Origin of the sequence: Paenibacillus sp. FSL E2-0178, from assembly GCF_038593005.1 — a bacterium.
Taxonomy (GTDB): domain Bacteria; phylum Bacillota; class Bacilli; order Paenibacillales; family Paenibacillaceae; genus Paenibacillus_AQ; species Paenibacillus_AQ phytohabitans.
This window is the reverse complement of sequence record NZ_CP151953.1, coordinates 912,709-935,260: the sequence shown is the minus strand read 5'-3', so window position 1 is coordinate 935,260 and position 22,552 is coordinate 912,709. Positions and strand designations below refer to the sequence as shown.

Annotated in this window: 18 protein-coding genes; 11 read left to right on the top strand and 7 right to left on the bottom strand. The window is 51.4% G+C overall.

Features of this window, described 5'->3' with window-relative positions; all coding sequences use genetic code 11:
• The first annotated feature begins 125 nt into the window (after positions 1-125).
• Positions 126-1,715, top strand: coding sequence for an ABC transporter substrate-binding protein (locus tag MHI42_RS03960; RefSeq protein WP_342422828.1), 1,590 nt, complete (start codon positions 126-128; stop codon positions 1,713-1,715).
• A 72-nt stretch (positions 1,716-1,787) separates the two neighbouring features.
• Here the strand turns inward: MHI42_RS03960 and MHI42_RS03955 are convergent, their stop codons facing one another.
• From MHI42_RS03955 to MHI42_RS03940, 4 genes are all read right to left on the bottom strand, one after another.
• Positions 1,788-3,137, bottom strand: a complete 1,350-nt coding sequence (locus MHI42_RS03955; RefSeq protein WP_342422827.1) for an FAD-binding oxidoreductase — start codon at positions 3,135-3,137, stop codon at positions 1,788-1,790.
• Positions 3,138-3,252: 115 nt separating this feature from the next.
• Entirely contained in the window at positions 3,253-4,266 is a 1,014-nt protein-coding gene (locus tag MHI42_RS03950) for an iron ABC transporter permease (RefSeq protein WP_042136839.1), read from the bottom strand.
• Entirely contained in the window at positions 4,263-5,285 is a 1,023-nt protein-coding gene (locus MHI42_RS03945; RefSeq protein ID WP_342422826.1) for an iron ABC transporter permease, read from the bottom strand. The genes MHI42_RS03950 and MHI42_RS03945 overlap by 4 nt, the downstream gene beginning before the upstream one ends.
• Positions 5,286-5,380: 95 nt before the next feature.
• Entirely contained in the window at positions 5,381-6,352 is a 972-nt protein-coding gene (locus tag MHI42_RS03940; protein WP_342422825.1) for an iron-hydroxamate ABC transporter substrate-binding protein, read from the bottom strand.
• A 224-nt stretch (positions 6,353-6,576) separates the two neighbouring features.
• Here MHI42_RS03940 and MHI42_RS03935 point away from each other — a divergent pair, with 224 nt between their 5' ends.
• Positions 6,577-8,961, top strand: coding sequence for a polyprenyl synthetase family protein (locus MHI42_RS03935; protein ID WP_342422824.1), 2,385 nt, complete (start codon positions 6,577-6,579; stop codon positions 8,959-8,961).
• A 7-nt stretch (positions 8,962-8,968) separates the two neighbouring features.
• Here the strand turns inward: MHI42_RS03935 and MHI42_RS03930 are convergent, their stop codons facing one another.
• Positions 8,969-9,823, bottom strand: coding sequence for an alpha/beta hydrolase (locus tag MHI42_RS03930; protein WP_342422823.1), 855 nt, complete (start codon positions 9,821-9,823; stop codon positions 8,969-8,971).
• A 193-nt stretch (positions 9,824-10,016) separates the two neighbouring features.
• Between MHI42_RS03930 and MHI42_RS03925 the strand changes: the two genes are divergently transcribed.
• The gene (locus MHI42_RS03925; RefSeq protein ID WP_342422822.1) at positions 10,017-11,000 is read left to right on the top strand and encodes a diaminopimelate dehydrogenase; all 984 of its coding nucleotides are present in this window, start codon (positions 10,017-10,019) and stop codon (positions 10,998-11,000) included.
• A gap of 667 nt (positions 11,001-11,667) precedes the next feature.
• On the opposite strand, the gene gdhA is transcribed toward MHI42_RS03925, so the two are convergent.
• Positions 11,668-13,053, bottom strand: a complete 1,386-nt coding sequence (gene gdhA / locus MHI42_RS03920; protein ID WP_342422821.1) for an NADP-specific glutamate dehydrogenase — start codon at positions 13,051-13,053, stop codon at positions 11,668-11,670.
• Positions 13,054-13,431: 378 nt separating this feature from the next.
• Between gdhA and MHI42_RS03915 the strand changes: the two genes are divergently transcribed.
• The 7 genes from MHI42_RS03915 to mnhG all read left to right on the top strand — a co-directional run bounded on the left by MHI42_RS03915 (position 13,432) and on the right by mnhG (position 19,929).
• Positions 13,432-14,040: a universal stress protein gene (locus MHI42_RS03915; RefSeq protein ID WP_042136847.1), complete on the top strand. Its 609-nt coding sequence runs from the start codon at positions 13,432-13,434 to the stop codon at positions 14,038-14,040.
• A 65-nt stretch (positions 14,041-14,105) separates the two neighbouring features.
• On the top strand, positions 14,106-16,970 hold the full coding sequence (locus MHI42_RS03910) for a Na+/H+ antiporter subunit A (protein ID WP_342422820.1): 2,865 nt from the start codon (positions 14,106-14,108) through the stop codon (positions 16,968-16,970).
• On the top strand, positions 16,970-17,305 hold the full coding sequence (locus tag MHI42_RS03905; protein WP_039306114.1) for a Na(+)/H(+) antiporter subunit C: 336 nt from the start codon (positions 16,970-16,972) through the stop codon (positions 17,303-17,305). Before MHI42_RS03910 ends, MHI42_RS03905 begins: the two co-directional genes overlap by 1 nt.
• Entirely contained in the window at positions 17,302-18,795 is a 1,494-nt protein-coding gene (locus MHI42_RS03900) for a Na+/H+ antiporter subunit D (protein ID WP_342422819.1), read from the top strand. Before MHI42_RS03905 ends, MHI42_RS03900 begins: the two co-directional genes overlap by 4 nt.
• Before the next feature lie 6 nt (positions 18,796-18,801).
• Positions 18,802-19,281 carry a Na+/H+ antiporter subunit E gene (locus MHI42_RS03895; protein WP_042136855.1) on the top strand — a complete coding sequence of 160 codons (480 nt, stop codon included), beginning with the start codon at positions 18,802-18,804 and terminating at the stop codon, positions 19,279-19,281.
• Complete coding sequence (locus tag MHI42_RS03890) at positions 19,278-19,571, top strand: Na(+)/H(+) antiporter subunit F1 (RefSeq protein ID WP_039306104.1); 294 nt, start codon at positions 19,278-19,280, stop codon at positions 19,569-19,571. The genes MHI42_RS03895 and MHI42_RS03890 overlap by 4 nt, the downstream gene beginning before the upstream one ends.
• Entirely contained in the window at positions 19,546-19,929 is a 384-nt protein-coding gene (gene mnhG / locus MHI42_RS03885; protein WP_342424683.1) for a monovalent cation/H(+) antiporter subunit G, read from the top strand. The genes MHI42_RS03890 and mnhG overlap by 26 nt, the downstream gene beginning before the upstream one ends.
• A 65-nt stretch (positions 19,930-19,994) precedes the next feature.
• Here the strand turns inward: mnhG and MHI42_RS03880 are convergent, their stop codons facing one another.
• Positions 19,995-21,248: an MFS transporter gene (locus MHI42_RS03880; protein ID WP_342422817.1), complete on the bottom strand. Its 1,254-nt coding sequence runs from the start codon at positions 21,246-21,248 to the stop codon at positions 19,995-19,997.
• Between the two features lie 173 nt (positions 21,249-21,421).
• Here MHI42_RS03880 and MHI42_RS03875 point away from each other — a divergent pair, with 173 nt between their 5' ends.
• On the top strand, positions 21,422-22,534 hold the full coding sequence (locus MHI42_RS03875; protein ID WP_342422816.1) for a metallophosphoesterase: 1,113 nt from the start codon (positions 21,422-21,424) through the stop codon (positions 22,532-22,534).
• Positions 22,535-22,552: the final 18 nt, after the last annotated feature.

The following is a 22,552-nucleotide window of genomic DNA, read 5'->3' as shown; positions in this document are numbered from 1 at the left end:
GCACTTCCGCCCAAAAAGTCGTTGCAAAAGTATGTATAATCGTTGACTGCCTACATTAGACGGGCTTGAATTTTTTATTATACTGTAATTGTAAGCGATTACACATACGCAAGGGGGAAATTTAATTGAATAAGAAAAAAAGATTAACACTAATGTCCGGTATACTGATGATCTCTCTGCTTGCTGCATGCGGCAATAACAACGGTAATGCCGGAGGAAGCACGGCGGAGCCGCAGGCTTCGGCAGCCGCGACAGAAGCTGCAGGGACGAATGCCAGCCCAGCCGGAGATTCCGGCACAGTGGATACGTCCCAGCCCGTAACACTGAAGATGATTTTTGTAGGACCTAAGCCGGTCGACTATGACCTGGTATTTGGAGAGATCAACAAGAAGCTGAAGGAGAAAGTTAACGCTACGCTGGAAGCCGAGTTCCTGGACTGGTCGGATTGGGCGCAGAAATATCCGCTCAAGCTGGCGGCGAATGAGAATTTTGACCTCATCTACTCTGCCAACTGGGCAGGCTATAATGATCAGGCCCTCAAAGGCGGGTTTCTTGAGCTGACCGACGAATTGCTGCAGAAATACGCGCCGATGACCTGGGAAGCCATGCCGGAGGTGGGCTGGGGTCAGGCGAAGGTGAACGGCAAGCTCTATATGGTGCCTCAGAACCGCGGGGAAACGATTGAGAAGCTGATCCTGTACCGGGAGGACCTGCGCAAGAAATATAATCTGCCGGAGATCAACAGCCCGGAGGCGTATGCTACTTATCTCAAGACGGTCTCCGAGAAGGAGCAGGGTGTCACTCCGTTCGTACCGGAGACAGGGGACTGGAAGCTGCACAATCTGGACCGGGTCCTGCTGAAGCAGCAGAATGAATGGAACATGTTCGACTTTGATCTGCCGATTGGCTTCAAGCTGACAGATCCGGCCGGTAAGGTATTCAATGTATATGAAACTCCGGAATTCAAAGAGCTTGTCTACTATTATAAAGATCTTGCGGATCACAACGCCTGGTCGAAGAGCGCACTCAACAGCAAGCTGGATCACCAGCAGGAGTTCCGTGCAGGCAAGACAGCATCCATCACACACAATCTTGGCACACTTGGGGCTTTAATGACAGATATGCGCGAGAAAAATTCACCGTATGAGCTGGCTCTGGCTGATATTACACCGGACAAGAAGAAGTCTGTGGCTGTCTCCACCCAGAACGGGGTCTCCATTCACGCTACGACCAAGAACCCGGAACGTTCACTGATGGTGATTGATCTGCTGCAAAATGACAAGGAACTGCATGATCTGATGATGAACGGCATTACGGCTGTGCATTATAATCCGGTTGGCGATGATAAATATACGAATGCAGAGAAAAATGCTAACTATACCGGATTCTCCAACTGGGGCTTTAACTCCCCATTGAACCGGGACAACGCCTCCTTCCCTGACGAAGGCAATGCGCTGACCGACAAATGGGAAGCTGAGGTTTACCACTATCCGCTGGAGACCTTTGTCTTCGATAACAGCAAAGTGAAGACCGAGGTAGCTAATGTCGGTAATGTGATGCTGCAATATGGCATTCCGCTGGAATACGGTTCAGTGAAGGATGTGGACGGCGGACTGGCCAAGCTTCAGGCACAGGTGAAGGAAGCTGGAATTGATACCATCATCGCAGAAGTTCAGCGGCAGATTGATGAATTCCTGGCTAATTCCGGACAGTAAAAGGCTGCAACCATAAGAAGGAGGCCCGCGTGGATACATGCGGGCCTCTTTATGTTCAGCGTAATCTTATTCTTATACTTTACGGGCCGGAGGAATGCTTTGCGGATTGTTGAATACATTTCCGGGATCATATTTGGCTTTGACTCTCCGTAACCGGGGATAGTTCGCTCCATAATAGACCGGTCCGGAATGTTTGATCCCCTGGTCCGGAACATTAATATAGCTTCCCACGATGAACGGCTGCAGCTTCCGGCGTGTATTCCGCACTATGGCAATATTTTTGGCAGCATCCGATTTCTTGACCCATGAACTGTTCCACTCTACATAGAATTTCGCTTTACGCCAGTAGAAGGCGGTAGATCTGGGTGATTTACGGCTTACAGCCCCGCCCCAGTTGAGGAAATAGAACCCTGCGAACTCGCCCTCCACGTTCTCAAGGAACTCACGCATAGATTTAATCGCTGTGTCCGGGAAAGGTTTTCTTCCGAAACCGCTGGAGAACTGGTTGCTGAATCTTTGGGTCTGCACCGGATCGGGAGCCAGCAGGAAACTCACTACTTTGGGATAAGGTAATGAGCGGATCAATTGATTCGTGGGCGTCCCTACGTCCGTAATGGGCTTTAAGAGGCGGACCGCCTCCGCTTTTGATCCGAGGAACAGGCCCAGCATGCTGACATTACCGCCCTTTTTGGGACCAATGGATAGCTCGCTGCCCAGTCTGGTGTTAACGGAAGGAGCCCAGCGCTGCCAGGCTTTGAGTACCTTCTCGAACTGGTTCCAGGGCCAGGTGATGCGGAAGACGGTCGCCGTGGCCGGCGCGGGACGCACTTTGAACTTATAACGGGTGCAGACTCCAAAATTACCTCCGCCACCCCCGCGGGAAGCCCAGAGGAGATCGGCGTTGCTGTTCTTATTGGCGATAATAATTCTGCCTTTGGCATCCACCATTTCAAGCTCAATCAGATTATCACTGACCAGACCTACGGTCCGCTGAAGCGGCCCAATTCCCCCGCCTAGTGTAATGCCCCCGATTCCGACAGTGGGGCTATCCCCAAAAGGGGCCATGTATCCCTGCCGCGCAAGCGTATGGGCGATTCTTCCCACCGTATTTCCGGTCCCCACAACTGCAGTTCCCGATTTTTTATTGAGCTTGATGCTCTTCAGTTCACTTACATCGATGACAATGCCTCCGTTGACCTGGGACAGATTGACCTCCAGCGAGTGCCGGCCGCTTCTTGGCCGGATAGGGATGTTATTCTCGTTGGCCCAGCGGATGGCGTTGGCTACATCCTGCGTTTTCTGTGCAAAGACAAATACCTTCGGGAATCTGTCCGTATGCGGATCCCAATTTTTGCGTGCCGTTTCATAGCCCGGATCACCTTTATAGATAACCCGCCCGGTAAGTCTCGTTCCTGATTTCACTGATTCCAGCTCCTTTTGAGCTAACAATTTAACTGCATGTATGCAGTCAGGTCCCAATATAGTATGTAGGGCGTTAGTCTATGGAGTGGGCTTACGCGGAGAGTTTGCGTCAGTACTACCCTTCTTTCTTCAATAGAAGATACAGGAAATAAGGAGCGCCGATAAATGCAACCATGATCCCGGCAGCGATACCGTCAGGCTGGGTCAGGTTACGGCCAATCGTATCCGCCAGCAGCAGCAGCCAGCCGCCGATTAATATGGATACCGGCACGAATTGCTGATGCCGTGCTCCTACCAGGGCTCTGGCAATATGCGGAGCCATCAGGCCGACAAAGGCGATGCCGCCGGTCATCGAAACAGCCGATGCCGCCAGTGCAACCGCCGCCAGCATAAGGAGGACCCGGTCTCTGGAGACCGCCACACCTGCCCCGATAGCAGTAGGCTCGTTCAAAGCAAGCAAATTCAGTGTTCTGGATTTGTATAGCACATAAGGGACCAGAATGATCAGCCAAGGCAGCAGGGCGAGAACGAAAGGCCAGTCTGTACCCCACACATTACCGGCCAGCCATTTGGAGATGAAGTCCACCTTGGTCCGGTCCACCGAAGAGATGAGTACGATCATCACGCCGGAGAGCGCCATGGAGAACCCGACTCCGGTGATGACCAGCCTGATCGGCTGAACGCCATCGGTGCGGGTGTAGGAGAAAGCATAGATGAGTACAGCGGTTACCAGGGCTCCGGCGAATGCTGCAAGCGGAATCATATATATGAAGGACCCGGCGTCAATGGATGCAAAAATGAAAAAGACGGTAACCCCGACCCCGGCCCCGGCATTAATGCCTATAATTCCCGGATCAGCCAGCTCATTGCGCGTAATGCCCTGCAGAATAGCACCGGATAAAGCAAGCGCCATACCTGCGAGCAGCGTAATCAGTATCCGGGGGAGACGGATGGAGAACAGTACAAAATTATCCTCGAAAGAACCGTGCCCGAGGATTGTCGGAATCAGTCTCCCGTAAGACACCGGGGAAGATCCTATCCCTATTCCGATAACGATGGTGGCCAGGATAAGAAGCATAAGCAGCGATACGACAAGCGGTTGATTACGATACAGCCGGGCTGGTTTCATGAGAAGGATCGCACTCCTTTACGGACAATGAACAGGAAGAACGGCAGGCCCAGCACAGCCACGATCGCGGCGACTGGCGTTTCGAACGGGACGTCAATCATCCGTCCGAGTGTGTCGGCGAACACCATAAAGGTGGCGCCGGCAATGGCGGACAGCGGCAGAATGGCGCGGTAATCTGTCCCGGCAAATACCCGCACGAGATGGGGGATCATCAGGCCGACGAAAGCGATGTTGCCGACAAGAGCAACAGCAGCGCCTGCGAGCAGTGTGATTAATATGTACAATGCAATCTTAACCTGAGTCGTCTTGAGCCCAAGACTTACAGCTGTTCCTTCGTTCAGACTAAGGATTGTCAGCTGACGGGACAACAGAATGGAAACGATGAGGCAAATGATAATAATAGGGGCAATTGCTGTAATCTGGCCCCAGGTGGTGCCAATCAACCCGCCGGATGTCCACATCGATACATTTTTAGAGATCTTGAATTGAAGGCTGATTCCTTCGGCTACAGCGGTCAGCAGAGCTGATACGGCAGAACCGGCCAGCACCATCCGCAGAGGCGACATATTCTGCCTCCGGAGTGCAGCGATGCCGAACACCAGCATCACGCCACAGGCTGCGCCGATGAAACAGGCGATCATGATTCCGTAGTATCCGATGGAGGGGATGAAGGCAAAGGATACCGCAAGTGCAGCATTGGCACCTGCCGTCAAACCAAGCAACCCCGGGTCGGCAAGCGGATTTCGGGTTAGTCCCTGCATGATTGCCCCGGCAACAGCAAGGGCGGCGCCTACCAGAATCCCGCCGACTTCGCGGGGGAGCCGCAGTTCACGGATGGTAGAGATATCACCACCCGTAGCCTTCGGGTTGCTGATGGCGCTCCAAATATCCGCCAGTGAAACATTTTTGGCACCGAGCCTGACCGCCACGGCAAATACAATCACAAATAAAATCATGCTGACGAGCAGCTTAAGCACAAAAGTTGAGTTTATCGGCTTTTGCGGAGACTGTTTCTCCATTTCGACCATCCGTTCCTTATCAATTTGCGAAAAAAAAGAACGCGATTTGCGCTCCTTTTTTTCGGTTTCAACCTGGCTGGTTTCCTAAATAATAATTAATTTCCCAGCAGTGATTTGGAAATGAAATCAAGCTGATAGTCAAGCGACAGAGCATCGTTGAAATAGAAAGATGTAGCATCTATTTCGTAGACATGATTATTTTTGACGGCCGGGATATCCTTGTAAGTGGAAGTGTCCTGGAAGGAAGCATCCCCGGCAGGGTCTTTGCTGTAAATAACGTAATCTCCCATATAATCCGGCAGGATTTCCAGTGACAAATTGAAGTATCCGTCTTTGGCTGTCATTTCCTTCACTTTATCCGGCATCTTCAGCCCCATGGCCTGATAGATTATTTCTGTACCGCGTCCCCAGGCGCTGCCGAAAGTGTACAGATTCTTGGAATCCCCTTCAATAACCGAGATCGTGCTATCCGCACCGATTTTGGCTTTGATTTCTTCACCGGCGGCCTGGGCACGTGCCTTGAAATCAGCAATCCAGTCAGCGGCTTTCTGCTCCTGGTTAACCGCTTTGCCGATCTCCAGGATCTGGGTCAGATAATCCACTTTGTTGTATGTATAGGTAACCACCGGTGCGATTTGTTTCATCTTGTCCAGATTCTTGGTGTCTGACGAAGCAATAATTAAGTCCGGTTTGAGATTCAGAATACTCTCCACATTCTCCTCGGAGACTTCGGCGACATCCTTCAATTGATCCTGGAAATTCGGATTTGCTTTGATATAGGAATCCACTCCGGCGAGGGGGACATCCAGAGCGAGCAGGTTACCTGCGTACCCTGCAAGAACTACAACACGCTGGGGATTGGCGGGAACTTCGATAGGTCCGGTTTCGGACTCATACGTAATGGTATCTGTGCTGCTGTTGTCAGCACTTGCAGTTGCGCTGGCTTCGGGTGCCGGTGTAGCTGTGGCAGCTGCCGTGCTGTTGCTTGCACTGTTGCTTGCATTATTGCCGCAGGCACTTAGTAGCAGGAGGGTAAGGATGAGTAGAGGTAACAACAATTTCTTCATTTCTGACAATCTCCCTTTCAATGATAAATTTATGAAATTGATAATCATTATCAATGATGTAACTGTTAAAACTTTAATTGTTTATTGCCCGTTTGTCAATCCTTAACTTGATTTCGTAACCATGCAGCCACTTGTTCGTATAAGGATAAAAAGCAGGATCCCCATTTGTTCAAAGACCCCCATACAGCATGATAAACCAATATGAAGCTAAGGTTGTGCATCCAATGAATGAAACTGTCAGAGATCATCCCCAAACGGGTTATCAATTGGCTGAGCAGAAGGCCGCCCGCTACTTAAGCTCACTCCATGATCAGCTGAAGAGCCAATCTTATGTGACGGCGTTGACGGCGGATATCCATGAGTGGAAAAAGAAGCATATCCGGCGCTTCTCCGTGTTGTCCTTGTGGTCACCCGGAAAGAAAAAGCCGGACACCCAAGATTATTACCGCTACATCCAATGGCTGAATTACACGAAGAAGCTGGATGATTATCTGGACCGGAGCGTCTCCTACATTTATATGAGGGATCTGGGTAAGGCGCCGGATTCTCCAGATACACAGAAACGGATCAGGAGAACCATCGCTGAACTGAACCAGCATCTGCTGAAGTCAGCCCGCTCAGGCAGCGGAGAAGTGCCGGATTTCATGAATCTGGATGGGGTATACCGCTGGGCCCAGAAGGAAGGGATAGAAGCTGCAGTGATCTGGGTGTTTGCCAAATTAAGATCTGTAGCTGCCCATATACCGGAGGGAATGAACGCGGAGCATGCCCAGCGCAAGCTGATCAAGATTATCGTTGGCGTTATTCTGCATGTTATCGAAGAGCTGGACGATGATACTGCGCCTGTGGAACGGTCCCGCAGATTGAATGAAGCGATCAGGCTTGGCTATTCCTATGGACTGACGTATCCTTTCGTTGACGATCTGCTGGATTCTCGGATACTGACGCTTCAAGAGAAAGAGCAATACTCTGAGCTGATTCGTTCAGCACTGCTCACAGGAGTTGTGCCGGTACTTGGGGATTGGTCCGGGGAGAACATGGAGCTGATCAAGTATATTCATTCGGAACTGTCTGAGGCATTCGAGTATATTAAGCAGCAGCAGCATCCGGAGACACAGCATATCTTTTTCGGACAGTCTTATGTCTTTTTTCAGGCTCAGGATATGGACCGTGTCAAGGTACTCACCAGGGGAGATTATACTAACGAGGATCTGTACATCCCCGTTATCTTGAAGTCATCGTCATCCCGGCTCATTGCGCGTTCGGTGATTAGTGCGCCTGCGGATGAGGGATTTGAGGAGCGGACTTTCTTTTTTGGCCTCTACAATCAGCTTGCCGATGATTTCGCGGATATGACCGAGGATATGCGTGATGGAGCCGTTACACCGTATACCTATTATTTGAAATATCATGAGCAAAAGCCGGATCTGATGAATCCCTTTGAATTATACTGGGCGGTGATCTCCAATCTGATCCACAATGTATATCATTCCGATGCCAAGGCCCGCGAGGTTATTCTTGACCGGGCAATTAACGGGTTGAAACGTTATAAAGAACGTGTCGGGACGGAAAAGTATAATGAGACGATGAGGATTTTTGCAGCAGGCAACCCGGAGTTTAACAGGCTCATCCAGATGATGGTAGACAAAGCGGATGATGTGGATTTTTTTGATAAGCTGCTGCGGGACCGGATGATTGAGCACTTGAAGAAGGATGCCAGAGAGCAGAAGGAGTTCTTCGCTACGTTTAAAAGTGTCCGCAGTCTAATCAATGACGAACTGCTCTTCGCTAAGCCACAGGAGCTTCCGGCCATGAAGGAGCAGCTGATCGATGCGGCCAATTACAGTCTGGAGGGTGACGGCAAGCGGGTGCGTCCGATTCTAACCTGGGTGATGGGTGTGAAAGAATACGGCTTGGAGCCAGCAGCTATAATTCCGCTTCTCCGCTCGCTTGAATACATGCATACCGCCTCCCTGATCTTCGATGATCTGCCTTCCCAGGATAATGCCTCTACCCGCAGAGGGCGCACGACCCTGCATGAGATTCACAGCAGTGCAGTTGCGGAGTTAACCGGTCTGTATCTGATCCAGAAGGCGATTGGGGAGCAAGCCTCGCTTGACCGCTTTAAGGCGGAGACTGTGCTTGCCTTGATCCGTTATTCGGCCCGGAAGGCAGAGGAGATGTGTATGGGCCAGGCGATGGATTTGGATGCAAAAGGCAGAACATTGACGCTGGAGCAGCTGAATAATGTGTGCTTTTACAAAACAGGAGTGGCCTTTGAGGCGTGTCTGGTCATGCCGGCCATGCTGGCTGAGGTTAGCGATACGGAGATCGCTGCACTCCAAAAAATTGCTTATCATATGGGCATTGCTTTTCAGATTAAGGATGATTTGCTTGATGTGGAAGGGGATATGCATGTTCTTGGCAAGCCTGTCGGCAATGATGCTGTTAACAATAATTCGAATTTTGTCTCGATTCTTGGCCAAGAAGGGGCCAGTAAAGAGATGTGGGATCACTATTGCAAGGCCAATGAGGCACTGCGCGGGATCCCGCGTAATATCACCTTCCTGAAGCATTTAATGAATTATGTGGTGAACAGGGAGCGGTAAACCCGGACTAATCGATCATCCGTCTGATCTCATCTGCGACCAGTCCGGGCTCGCTGTACATGATCATATGACCGGATTGCCGGGCTTCGACCAGGCGGCTGTGTGCCAATCCTGCTGCCGTCTGCTTATGTGCTGCATGAAGCGCCGGCCGGAAATTCCGTTCCATCCGGGTGATTAGCGTTCCGGAGAGCACGGATACCTCTATGCCTTCCAGCCTCAGCGGATGCGCCAGAAGTGCGCGTAAATCCTCCAGGAAGGCTGCTCCCTCAGCAACCATGGTATGAGCTGCCCGCATAGTGAAATCCTCCTGCCGCTGTTCCTTGTAGACATCCGCTGGCAGCACCTTGCCCGGCTTGCTTCCCATCAGCTTGTATAATCCGGTTCCGGCAAGCAGCGGAAGAAGAGTATTCATCTTGGCAAAATGCTTCACGGAAGCTTCCTCGAAATAGAGTCCGCAATGCTCGTCTGTCGGATCGACCAGAACGAGTCCCCGGATGATGCCAGGGTTCCGGGAAGCTGCTGTGCGGACAACGGGGCCGCCCCAGCTGTGTCCGACGAGAATGAAGGGGCCCGCTCCCAAGCGGCTCAATAAGCACATGAGATCATCAGCCATTCTGCTGAGGGTCCTTGGGGCGCGGTCCACGTCGCTCTTTCCGCTGCCCGCCCTGTCGTAGACGACAGCCCGCGCGTATCTGGCGACTACCGGCTGCACCAGCCCCCAGGCAGAGCGGGACATGCCCATGCCCGATTCGAATACCACAGTTACCGGACCGGCTCCGTTCTCCATGTAATGGAGCTGACGCCCGTCCGGTGTTTGTATGTAATGACTGTCTCCATACGTATGAGAGATCACAGCTGGCATCTTCATTTTCCACCCCATCATTAAGAATGATTATCAATTGGACTCATTGTAAGTGAAGAACGAGGAAAGGACAAGTCCGGGAAAATTCAATTTATATACTCTTAAATGTTTACATTTCGTGTAATGTATATATACTTATAATTTAAAGGATTCATATCTCCGGGATAACCGGCAAGGGAGGACTATATTAAACATGACTTCAAACATCAGAGTTGGGATTGTCGGTTACGGGAATTTGGGCAAAGGGGTACAGCAGGCGATTGAACAAAATCCGGATATGGAGCTTGCAGCTATTTTTACCCGCAGAGACCCGCAGCAGCTGGCGGAGATCACAGGAACAGTCACAGAGCATATATCCGCAGCCGAGCAATACATAGGCAAAATTGACGTAATGATTCTGTGCGGCGGATCAGCAACAGACCTGCCGGAGCAGACTCCGCAGCTGGCCAGATTGTTTAATACAGTGGACAGCTTTGACACCCATGCCAAAATTCCTGACTTCTTCACTGAAGTGGATAAGGCAGCCCAAGGCGGCGGGACAGTCAGTGTGATCTCAACGGGCTGGGACCCAGGAATGTTCTCCATGAACCGTCTGCTGATGCAGTCCATCCTGCCGGAAGGTGAGGATTATACCTTCTGGGGCACAGGGGTCAGCCAAGGGCATTCGGATGCGATCCGCCGCGTTCCCGGTGTGAAGGCAGGCGTGCAATATACCGTTCCTGTCCAGGAGGTCATTGACAGTATCCGGGGCGGAGAGACCCCGCAGCTGACTACCCGCGAGAAGCACCGCCGCGAATGTTTCGTGGTGGCGGAAGAAGGGGCGGACCATGAGGCTATTACCCGGAGCATTGTGGAGATGCCGAATTATTTTGCCGATTATGATACAACGGTCAACTTCATTTCGGAGGAAGAGCTTGCTGCGAAGCATTCCGGCATGCCGCATGGCGGCTTCGTTATCCGTAGCGGTATAACCGGCGGCGGAAGCAAGCAGATTGCCGAATTCGGGCTGAAGCTGGACAGTAATCCTGAATTTACGGCCAGCGTGCTGGTAGCCTATGCCCGCGCAGCTGTCCGCCTGAAGCATGAAGGCCATAAGGGTGCCAAGACGGTATTCGATATTCCGCTCGGCCATCTGTCCCCTAAATCGGCAGAGACGCTGCGGCGCGAGCTGCTGTAGTCTGGCGAAGAGTGCGCAACGGGCATGCTGGTGCGAGCAGCCGGCTGCTGTGATGACGATGATCCGGCCGGGGCTCGCCCGGGGGAAACCCTGATCCTGCTTAAAAAGCACAGCAATTGGAACAACGGTCCGTTCGCGGAGCGTTCTCACCGCAAACTTAAGTATTGCTTACTCAAAAAACGAGGGGTGTCTCAAGCAGCCATTGCATGGCTATTGAGACACCCCTTCTGCAGGTTCTGCTGGAATCAAAAAAAATCAGAGGTAGAAGTACCTCTGATTCATAGTGAGTGGAAGTAACCGGACAAATGCGGTCACTAAATAAGCTGGACTTAATCGTCATACTGAAATCCTGCACGAAATACAACATTTCCCTCATAATATCGGGTCTAATCAAGAATTGTTGTATAAAAAGCAGCATTTCCCACGCATTCACGCGGCAAAAGGGACAATTGTTGTATTTCATACAACAATCCTTACAAATTCCCCAGTATCAGTGAATCTATGTTGCACTACGTACAATAATACATTCAACAATACATTCAAGAATAGATTCAGGCCTAGCTCTACAGGGAAGTTCTATACGTATAGCAACGCATCTTTCCGGGTAGTCCAAGCTACTCGCTTGTATTAACCAAGGCTGTTGCGCCCGCCGTTGATCTGCTGCTTATTACACAATCCCCTGCGCCAGCATAGTGTCGGCAACCTTCAGGAAACCGGCGATGTTAGCTCCAGCCACCAGGTTACCGGCCACCCCGTATTCCTCTGCCGCCTGTACCGTTCTACGGTAGATATTCTTCATAATCTCCTGCAGCTTGGCATCGACCTCTTCGAAGCTCCAGGCCAGCCGCATGCTGTTCTGGCTCATTTCAAGTCCCGAGACAGCTACACCGCCCGCATTAGCCGCTTTGGCCGGAGCGAACAATACATTATTCTCAAGGAACAATTCTACCGCTTCAATTGTCGTCGGCATATTAGCCCCTTCACCGATGGCTTGGACTCCATTCAGGATCAGCGTCCGGGCGGATGCCAGATCAAGCTCATTCTGGGTGGCACAAGGCAGGGCGATGTCGCAAGGCAGACTCCAGATTCCGCTGCAGCCTTCAATATATTGTGCATGCGGATGCTCCTTCACGTATTCGCTGATGCGCAGGCGTTCGGTTTCCTTCAGTCTTTTGACAGTAGCGAGGTTGATGCCTTGCGGATCATGAATGTATCCGTTCGAATCACTGCACGCGATAACAAGAGCTCCCAGCTGCTGAGCCTTCTCGATAGCATAAATAGAGACGTTTCCTGATCCCGAGATAACTACCCGACTGCCCTCGAAGCTGGTTCCCCGTGTCGATGACAGCATTTCCTGCACGAAGTATACACAGCCGTAACCGGTTGCCTCCTTACGCGCCAGACTTCCGCCATACAGCAGCCCTTTTCCGGTGAGAACCCCGGCCGCATGTCCTCCGTGAATCCGTTTATATTGTCCGAACATATAGCCGATCTCGCGTGCGCCGACACCAATATCCCCTGCGGGAACATCCGTATCCTGGCCGATGTGGCGGTACAGTTCCGTCATGAAGCTTTGGGTGAAGCGCATAACTTCCTGATCGGATTTATCCTTGGGATCGAAATCACTGCCGCCTTTGCCGCCGCCCATGGGCAGGCCGGTCAGGGCATTTTTGAAAATCTGCTCGAAGCCCAGGAACTTGATAATGCCAAGATAAACGGATGGATGGAAGCGGAGTCCGCCTTTGTAAGGGCCGATGGCGCTGCTGTATTGAACGCGGAAACCGCGGTTGACCCGGACCTTGCCGGCATCATCGACCCAGGGCACGCGGAAGGATATGCTGCGCTCGGGTTCAACCAGCCGTTCGAGAATCCCATGCTTCATATATTGCGGATGACGGGCCAGGACAGGCACGAGACAATCCAGGAACTCCTTGACCGCCTGATGAAATTCGGGCTCCTGCGGGTCGCGCTGCTGGACCTCCGCGTAGATCTGATGAACATATTGTACAGCCTGGTTAGTAATTTCTGAAGTAACGGAATGAACGATGGACACTTTAGCTAGCACTCCCTGTCTGATAGTGGATTCGGGCAGCCCCGGAATTATTTTTAATTTAAAAGAATTCTATAAAACCTAACATCAATTTACCAATCAATTATTTTTGGGGTGGTCATTAAGAAATTCTATGAACCTTACATGCGATGCCAGATATAGCTTGGGAAAGGACTGATTTAGGCTTCAATATAATGGTAATTATGTTTCAATGTTGTCATATCCTTGTCCGTAAACTTTACAAACAGTATCGGAATAGATATAATTTAAGTATAATTTTTAGGGTTTGAAACAACAGAAAGGGGCCTAACGCCAGTAGGCTCCTTTTGTATTTCTTGCCCATGTTACAGGAGGGCGAAGGTCATTCACAAGGAAAAAATTATGGTATGCGTTCATTATGGTCCGCACGGGGAGCGTTTAATCCGGCGTGGAGTCGAGCTGTCTGAGATGCTGGGGGCACCGCTCTATGTGCTCAATGTGGATAGTTCGGATAGTGATGAATACAATCAGAGCAAAGAAATGTTCATGGCGGTCTGGAAGCGTCTGGCCGAGGAGGCCGGAGCAGAGTTTATGGTCCGCAAACGCCGGGGCCGCAAGACAACGGATGTAATCGTTGAAGCGGCAGAAGAGAAGGATGTCACGCAGATTATTATCGGACAATCCGCCCAGACACTGTGGCAGGAGCTGACCAAGCGCAATTTTGTCAATGAGCTGATCAGCAAAATGAAGATGATGGATCTGCATGTTGTGGCAGTGCAGCGGATGCGCGCCGGTCTTGAAGAGACGCATGAAGAAGGTGTAATCTCCTATCTGGTGAAGAATGAGGGCGTTTATCAGCTCAGCGATGAGCCGGAAGGTCAGGATTTCATCAAAGGGAAGTTTTTTCACGAATTGCACACGGAATTTGAGAATGGCTTGTTCAGAATTGAGCAAGATGGTAAAGCGAGATATTTGCATATCTGCGAGGGGACACTAAGCGATCCCTTATAATCGTTGTTACTTCCAGAAGTAAGTACCATTGTTCACAACTTATTTTGTAGAGTGGAAAAGGAGGCTTGCCTTTGCTGCATATAACCGTACTAGTTCCGTTTCTGCTGGCCCTAATGATAGCGCTTCTACGCGGGCGGATGGCCAGGCTCCATCGAGGTTGGCTTGTACTTGCCGGACCGCTGGCGTTGTTCATTTATTTCTTGACCCGGATTCCTGTCATTAAGGGAGGGGATTCCGGATATGAGACTGTATCCTGGATTCCGTCCCTTGGCATTAATCTGGTATTTCATCTGGATGGATTAAGTTTGCTGTTCGCCTTGTTAATTACGGGAATGGGGATGCTGGTCATCTTCTACTCGATTTATTATCTGGACAAACGCAAGGAAGAATTGACTCCGTTTTATGTGTATCTCCTGATCTTTATGGGCGCAATGCTCGGGGTGGTGCTGTCTGATAACCTGATGGTCCTGTACGGCTTCTGGGAATTGACAAGTGTATCCTCCTTCCTCCTGATTGCTTATTGGCACCGCAGACAGAAGTCACGCTACGGCGCACTGAAGTCGATGCTGATCACGGTCTTCGGCGGCCTGGCGATGTTCGCAGGTTTCCTGATGCTGTACGGCATGACCGGGACGTTCAGCATCCGCGAAATCTGGAGCCAGGCCGGGGACATCAGCGGACAGCCGCTGTTCATACCGTCGATGATTCTGATTCTGCTGGGGGCTTTCACCAAATCGGCCCAGTTTCCGTTCCATATCTGGCTGCCGGATGCGATGGAAGCACCGACCCCGGTCAGCGCTTATCTGCACTCGGCTACGATGGTCAAAGCAGGACTGTATCTGGTCGCGCGTTTCAGCCCGGTGTTTGCGGGGCAACATGAGTGGTTTTGGATTGTGTCGGGCGTCGGCCTGATCACCTTGATCTATGGATCGATCCAGGCGATGAAGCAGACGGACCTGAAGGCTCTGTTAGCCTATTCTACAATCAGCCAGCTGGGGCTGATTATGGGATTACTGGGAATGGGATCGGCAGCTTCATTCTATACGGGCGAAGAGGCTGTGTTCTTTACCGCCGCAACAACGGCTGCCCTCTTTCATTTAATTAATCATGCCATATTCAAAGGTTCGCTGTTTATGGTGGTCGGGATTGTCGACCATGAGACGAATACACGTGATCTGCGCAAGCTGGGAGGACTGGTGTCACTGATGCCGGTGACCTTCACGGTAGCGCTGATCGGCAGCTTCTCCATGGCAGGCCTCCCGCCGTTTGCCGGATTTCTGAGCAAGGAAATGTTCTTCACGGCTGTACTGAATATCAGACAGCTGGATATCCTCAGCCCGCAATCTTTCTTCACGATCTTTCCGGTGCTGGCCTGGATTGCAAGCATATTTACCTTTGCATACAGCATGATTATGGTTTTCCATACCTTCTTCGGTAAATACCAGCCCGAGAAGCTGGATAAGAAGCCGCATGAAGCACCGTTTGGGCTGCTGCTTCCTCCGATTCTCCTGGCACTGCTGGCTGTTATCACCGGACTGTTCCCGAACATCCTGTCCAAGACACTGATTGTGCCGGGAATGAATGCTATTCATCCGCAGCTTGCGGCAAGCTCGCCTTTTTATGTGAACATTTATTTCTGGCATGGCTTCACAGCTGAAGTGTGGATGACTCTGGGTGTGATCCTGCTGGGAATTGTCGTATACCGTGTGTATGGCCGGTTAAGTCTGGTCGATAAGGAATGGCGCAGCGGGTACACACTGAACCAGGTATACGATGGCAGTATCCGGCTGGTGGAGCGGGTGTCCCGTTCGGTGACAGGGCTATATATGACAGGCTCCATGCGCCATTATCTGATGTATATTTTCACCTTGATTATTGTTGTAGTTGGCGGTTCATTGCTGTACGCAGACGGAATAACGTTTGGCCAAGGGCAGTATGCTCCGGTCACCTTCTTTGAAGTCGTGGCCGTGCTGGTCATGCTGACAGGTGCGCTCGCGATTCCGTTCGCCAAGTCCAGGATTGCGGCAATTCTGTTAACGGGAATGGTAGGGTATATGGTGACATTGCTCTTCATCTTGTTCCGTGCACCCGATCTGGCGCTTACGCAGATGATCGTCGAAGTGGTGTCGGTGACGCTGTTCCTGCTCTGCTTCCGGCATTTGCCCCGACTGAAGCGGGAGAAGGTCAAATTCCGCGTGAAGATCCCGAAGCTGATCATCGCCGTAGGATTCGGGGCAACGATGACACTTGTCGCACTGGCGGCGCTTGGAAGCAGTCCGTTCGAGTCCATCTCAAGCTACTACGTGGAGAACAGCTATACCCTCGGCGGCGGCAAGAATATAGTCAACGTGCTGCTGGTGGATTTCCGCGGCTTTGATACCATGTTTGAGATTACGGTGCTTGGTCTGGCCTCGCTGGCTATCTATTCAATGATTAAGCTGCAGCTTGAACCGGGCAGCAAGCCTAATCTGGTCAGAGATGTGCCGGACGATAACAAGCCGCGTTATGCGCGCAGTAATGATGTGCTGCTGCAGTCTGTGGCCAAAGTGGCCTTCGTGATTATTATTACCTTCTCTGTGTATTTGTTCTTTGCCGGACACAACCATCCGGGCGGCGGATTTATCGGCGCATTGATGGCTGCAGCCGGGCTCGTGCTGCTCTCGATTGCGTTCGGTACAGAGTTTGTAGAGAAGGTGCTGCCTGTCGATTACCGTAAGTTAATTGCGGCCGGAATTTCTATAGCTTTTCTCACAGGGATAGGTTCCTTTGTATTCGATGTTCCGTTCCTGACCCAGACCTTCGGCTATTTCGAGCTGCCGGTGATGGGCAAGACCGAGCTTACTACAGCAACACTGTTCGATCTGGGCGTATACCTGTCAGTGATCGGTGTTACCATGAATATCATCTTTACGATCGGGAGGGATAACTGATGGAGATCCTTATTGCCCTGGCGATCGGCGTCTTGTTTACCGTAGGTGTATACCTGGTCTTATCCAAAAGCCTGCTCCGCATCCTTCTGGGGACAACACTGCTGACTCACGGTGTTCATCTGCTGCTGCTGACCATGGCGGGACTTAAGACTGGTGCTTCACCGCTGCTTGGCGAGAAAGCGGACAGTTATGTCGATCCGCTGCCGCAGGCGCTTATCCTTACTTCGATTGTAATCAGCTTTGGGGTATCCGCGTTCTTCATCGTGCTGGCTTACCGGGCATACCGCTCGGCAGGCATGGATGATGTGGAAGGAAGCAAGGGGGAGAGACCATGAACAATCTGCTGGTACTGCCTTTGCTGATTCCGGCTTTTACAGCGGTAATCCTCATTTTTCTGAAAGAAAGAATTAACCTGCAGCGTATAATCAGTGCAATCAGTGTATTTGTCAATATTGCTGTTGCGATAATTATTGTGTACCAGGTGAATACAAACGGGATTCAAACGCTGTACATGGGAGGGTGGCTGCCGCCCTACGGCATCGTCTTCGTTGCTGATATGTTTGCGGCATTGCTGGTATTAACCACGGCGGTTGTTGGCGCGGCCTGCCTGTTCTTTTCCTTCGCAAGCATCGGGGAACAGCGGGAGCGGTTCTACTACTATACCTTCTTCCACTTCCTGCTGACCGGTGTGTTCGGCTCCTTCCTTACGGGAGACCTGTTTAACCTGTTCGTATGCTTCGAGGTATTGCTGGTTGCCTCCTATGCGATGATTGTTCTGGGCGGAACCCGGGTTCAGCTGCGGGAGACACTGAAATATATTCTTGTCAATGTGATCTCCTCCAGCTTGTTCGTAGCGGCAATTGCTTATCTGTACGCTGCGACAGGTACGCTTAACATGGCGCATCTGGCGGTCCGTGTAGCGGAGGCGGGGCAGGGCGGTGTCATGAATGTAATTGCTGTACTGCTGCTGCTGGTCTTCTCGCTCAAAGCCGGTCTGCTGCTGTTCTTCTGGCTGCCGGATTCATACAGTGCTCCTCCCCTGGCTGTAAGGGCACTGTTCGGTGCCTTATTGACCAAAGTTGGTCTGTATGCCATCACACGAACATTCTCCCTGATTTTTGTTCATGATCCGGGGCTGACACATACGCTGATCGGCTGGATGGCCGGAGCAACAATGATTCTTGGAGCTGTCGGCGCGCTGGCTTACAATGATCTGAGCCGGATTTTTAATTACAATATTGTGATTAGCGTAGGCTTTATTGCCTTTGGCATATCGGTGGCAACCCAGGATTCATTCAACGGGGTAGTGTTCTATCTGATGCACGACATGATTGCCAAGGCGCTGCTGTTCTTCCTGGGCGGTATGATTATTGCAGCGTCAGGAACGGAGCAGCTACGGCAAATGGGCGGCCTGATCCGCCGGTATCCATGGACGGGCTGGATGTTTTTCATCCTGACTCTGGCGCTGGTGGGCGTTCCGCCGCTTAGCGGTTTCGCGGGGAAAGTGATGATGGTCCGCAGTGGCTTCGGGGAGCAGCATGTCGCTCTTGCACTTATTGCACTGGCTTCAAGTTTCGTTGTGCTCTATTCGCTGATCAAAGTGTTCCAGGAAGTGTTCTGGGGTGGTGAAAGAAGCGAGGAAGAAGTCCATCCGCTGCGCTACAAAGCAATGATGGCACCGGCCGCCGTGCTGTTTGTCCTCATCATCATGATGGGGGTCGGCGCCGAAACGGTGAACGGGCTTGTGGCCCAAGCCGGGGCCGTGCTGGCTGATCCCGCAGAGTACATTAACGCTGTGTACATTAACGCTGTCATGAAGGAGTAGATGAAGATGGCCTTTCAAATATTATTAAATCTCATGATAGCGTTCTTGTGGATGTTCCTGAATAATGACTGGACGGCCTCCGGCTTCATTGTCGGGTATGTGCTGGGTATTGCCGTTCTTATGGCTATGCGGCGTTTCTTCGACGGGCGGCTGTATCTTGGCAAGGTATGGGCTATTGTGAAGCTGGCTGGCCTGCTGCTGCGGGAACTGGTTGTATCCAGCTATATCGTGGTCAAGGCGGTGCTTCGGCCGAACCTCAACATCCGCCCGGCCATCCTAATGTACCATACGGAGCTGGAGTCGGACTGGGAGGTTGCCGTGCTGATTACACTGCTCTGCCTGACTCCGGGCTCTGTGGTGCTGGAGGTATCCAAAGATAACCGGACGTTATACATTCATGCGATGGATATACAGGATGTGGAACAGTTCGGCGCGAATATCCGCAATACGTTCGAACGAGCGATTCTGGAGGTGACCCGTTCATGATTCATTTTATACTCATGCTGTCACTTTCGATCATGGTCATATCGATTGCGATTTGCGCCTGGAGGCTGGTCAAAGGACCCTCGCTGCCTGACCGGGTCGCAGCACTCGATACAATCGGAATCAACCTGCTGGCGATGGTGGCGGTTCTCTCGATCCTGTTCAAGACTGAGGCCTTCATTGAATACATTCTGCTGATCGGCATTCTCTCTTTCATCGGAACGATGGCGCTGGCCAGATATATCGAAAGGGGAGTGGTGTTTGAATATGGAAATGATCAAGACGGCCGTTGAATTGCTGTTCGTATTGCTTATCCTGACTGGTGCACTGCTCAGTGCTGTCAGCTCTGTGGGGCTGATCCGTCTGCCGGATGTCTATTTAAGATCACATGCTGCTGCCAAAAGCGCTACGCTTGGTGTATTGTGTGTGCTCACCGGGGCGTTTCTCTACTTTGCTTTTTTCCTGGATTTCATCAGCGCGAAGCTGCTGCTGGGGATCGTCTTCGTATTTATGACTTCACCGTTGTCAGCCCACCTGACCGGCCGGGCGGCTTACCGCTCCGGTGTTCCGCTGTGGAACCGCCGTATCCAGGATGACCTCAAAGAGGTGCTGGAGAAGGAACGGATCAAGTCGGATTCTTCAACGTCATAGCCGTAAAATAGAAACAGGGATGTCCTCCAGGCCATAAATGGTCTGAGGGACATCCCTGTCCTGGTTTATTGTGAAAGCTGCTGCGGAGAATTGTGATTCCGCGCAGTCCGTCTGCGGTACAGATGCAGCAGGGCGTAAGAGAGGACGAACGCAGCTGTAACCAGCCATAGCGGGATTCGCGGATCGAGCTTGTACGCCCAGCCGCCGATGATGCCCGCAGGTGCAGTGAACAGCAGGATCAGCACAGACAGCGTGGAAAATACTTTGGCCCGCTTATCGTCATCGATGGCGTTCTGTACGGCAGCCTCCAGATAAGGGGAACTGATCATCAGTCCCACGGCTGCCAGTATGGTGCTGAGTCCGATCCACAAGAGGCTGGACGAAGGATATAACACCAGCATGGCATTGGACAGCGCAGAGAGTCCGAAGCCGGCCATCATGGAGCGGTGGGCGCTCTGGTCCGGGATTTTGGGCATAAGCAGCCATAGGGTCAGCAGCATGATTATAGAGGAGACTGCGGGAAACAGAGAAAGGATACCGCTATCTATGTGCAGATAATCAGCCAGATATAGCGACAGATAGGTGCTCTTCAGCGTGGCCTGAAAGTTGAACAGGATGTATACGCCGAAGATCAGCAGCAGATTGCGCTCCACCCACAGCTCACGGAAGGCGCCGCCATATTCGACCATAATTTCCCGCAGTCCAAGTTCACGTGTTTCCTGACGTTTCCTTATTCCGGCTTCGGTTTCGCGGGTCGTTAGCTGGCGGCCGACGAACTGGAAGGTCATGAACAGAAACGCGAGCACATACATCATACGCATTCCCTGAATCATGCCGTACTGGTGTACAAGCAGACCGCCCAGCGGTGCAAACAACCCTCCGATGACACCGATAATCTGCAGCAGGGTGAAGACATACGTCCGGTCAGAGGGCCGGGTGTCTTCGACAATCAGGCAATAAAAAGCAATATGCGGAACACGCTGGAAGCCGTTAATGACCGCAGCTGCCGCAAAAAACCACAGATTCTGTGATGCGGCCCATAACAGGGTGGCCAGGCTCCAGCTAAGCAGGTCAAAATATAAAATAGCCCGCTTGCGTCCCAGACGGTCCGTTAAATATCCGCTGATTAATGAAGAGAATACCTGGACGATCAGTCCGATGGTGGTAATCCAGCCGATGTTCAGCTCCGTCAGTCCCAGTTCGTACATATAAAGCGTGGCATAGGTGGAGAACATGCTGTAGGGAATCAGGAAAAAGGGCTCAAAGGTTAAGCAGCCCCGGCTGTTTCCCTGCAGCCGCGGAAAGAAAGGTTTGGCCATGATGAAATCCTCCAGGGTTGTCTGTAAAGTAAGGAAAGGTCCAAACCATTAAATGATAATTACAGGACAATGTCAACAACAAAACACAGCTCAGTTGCAGTAGTGCCTGAAGTTACTGTAGACTGGTTAGAAAAGCTTTTGTGCTCGGATGAAATTTACATAAGGTGGTTAACATGTATATCCTTATCGGAATCGTATTTATCATTGTATATGCCTTAATTGTATTCTACATCGGCTGGAGCGGCTGGGGCTGGATCAAGCCGGTAGTGTCTGGCAGGTTCCGGCTATTCTATATCCTTGCGCTTGTTTTTCTGGCCAGCTCGCTGATCCTGTCCAGAGTGGTCGCAGGATCGGCCATTTTAAGTGTTATCGGCAGCTACTGGCTGGCATTGTTCAGCTTATTGATTATGCTGCTGCCGCTTGTTCATCTATCGGTCTGGTTAACGAAGCTGAGCAGGCTGCCGCGTCTTGCTGTTCAGAAGTGGTCGGGGATTCTTACTATGCTGCTGCTGGCCGGTCTGCTTGGATTCGGGAGCTTCAACGCTTACAGTCCGGTTGTCCGTTCGTATGACATACTGATCGACAAGGCAGGTCCGGCGCAAGGTGAACTTCATATTGTGATGGCATCAGACATGCATTTTGGCTATTTATCAGGAAAAGGCCATGCGGAGCGGATGGTAAAAGAGATCAATGCGCTGAAGCCGGATATTGTATTATTCCCCGGTGATATTGTAGATGATGATATTGTGCCGTATAAAAACAAGGGCATCGGTGCGATTTTAGCGGAGATTGAAGCGCCGCTCGGCGTGTATGCTTCACTGGGCAATCATGACCGCTTCAAAGGCGGGACGGAGGAGATCATCAGTCTTCTGGAGGAGAGCGGGATTCAGGTTCTCTATGATGAAGCCATTGAGGTGGGAGACTGGCTGACGCTGATCGGGCGGAAGGATTACAGTGATAAGGATAGAGCGGAGCTGTCTGTTCTGATGGAGAACATAGATGGCTCGAAGCCGGTAGTTATGCTGGAGCATCAACCGGTCGGCTTCGACACCGCAGAGGAGCAGGGGATTGATCTGATGGTATCCGGTCATACCCACCGCGGGCAGATTGCGCCTGCCAATATATTGACTGACAGATTGTTTGAGAATGACTGGGGTTATCTGCAGAAAGGGCGGCTCCATTCCATAGTATCTTCCGGATATGGATTCTGGGGTCCGCCGATCCGTATCGGATCGCGGTCGGAGGTAGTGTCCATTCATGTGAATTTTAATCATTCAGAGCGATAGTACAAGAAGGGTCCATCC

Coding starts and splice junctions, on each gene's coding strand:
- MHI42_RS03945 (WP_342422826.1), bottom strand. CDS start 5,285: ATGGAGAAACAGTCTCCGCAAAAGCCGATAAACTCAACTTTTGTGCTT.
- MHI42_RS03915 (WP_042136847.1), top strand. CDS start 13,432: ATGGTATGCGTTCATTATGGTCCGCACGGGGAGCGTTTAATCCGGCGT.
- mnhG (WP_342424683.1), top strand. CDS start 19,546: ATGGAAATGATCAAGACGGCCGTTGAATTGCTGTTCGTATTGCTTATC.
- MHI42_RS03875 (WP_342422816.1), top strand. CDS start 21,422: ATGTATATCCTTATCGGAATCGTATTTATCATTGTATATGCCTTAATT.
- MHI42_RS03930 (WP_342422823.1), bottom strand. CDS start 9,823: ATGCCAGCTGTGATCTCTCATACGTATGGAGACAGTCATTACATACAA.
- MHI42_RS03890 (WP_039306104.1), top strand. CDS start 19,278: ATGATTCATTTTATACTCATGCTGTCACTTTCGATCATGGTCATATCG.
- MHI42_RS03900 (WP_342422819.1), top strand. CDS start 17,302: ATGAACAATCTGCTGGTACTGCCTTTGCTGATTCCGGCTTTTACAGCG.
- MHI42_RS03895 (WP_042136855.1), top strand. CDS start 18,802: ATGGCCTTTCAAATATTATTAAATCTCATGATAGCGTTCTTGTGGATG.
- MHI42_RS03925 (WP_342422822.1), top strand. CDS start 10,017: ATGACTTCAAACATCAGAGTTGGGATTGTCGGTTACGGGAATTTGGGC.
- MHI42_RS03950 (WP_042136839.1), bottom strand. CDS start 4,266: ATGAAACCAGCCCGGCTGTATCGTAATCAACCGCTTGTCGTATCGCTG.
- MHI42_RS03935 (WP_342422824.1), top strand. CDS start 6,577: ATGAATGAAACTGTCAGAGATCATCCCCAAACGGGTTATCAATTGGCT.
- MHI42_RS03940 (WP_342422825.1), bottom strand. CDS start 6,352: ATGAAGAAATTGTTGTTACCTCTACTCATCCTTACCCTCCTGCTACTA.
- MHI42_RS03905 (WP_039306114.1), top strand. CDS start 16,970: ATGGAGATCCTTATTGCCCTGGCGATCGGCGTCTTGTTTACCGTAGGT.
- MHI42_RS03880 (WP_342422817.1), bottom strand. CDS start 21,248: ATGGCCAAACCTTTCTTTCCGCGGCTGCAGGGAAACAGCCGGGGCTGC.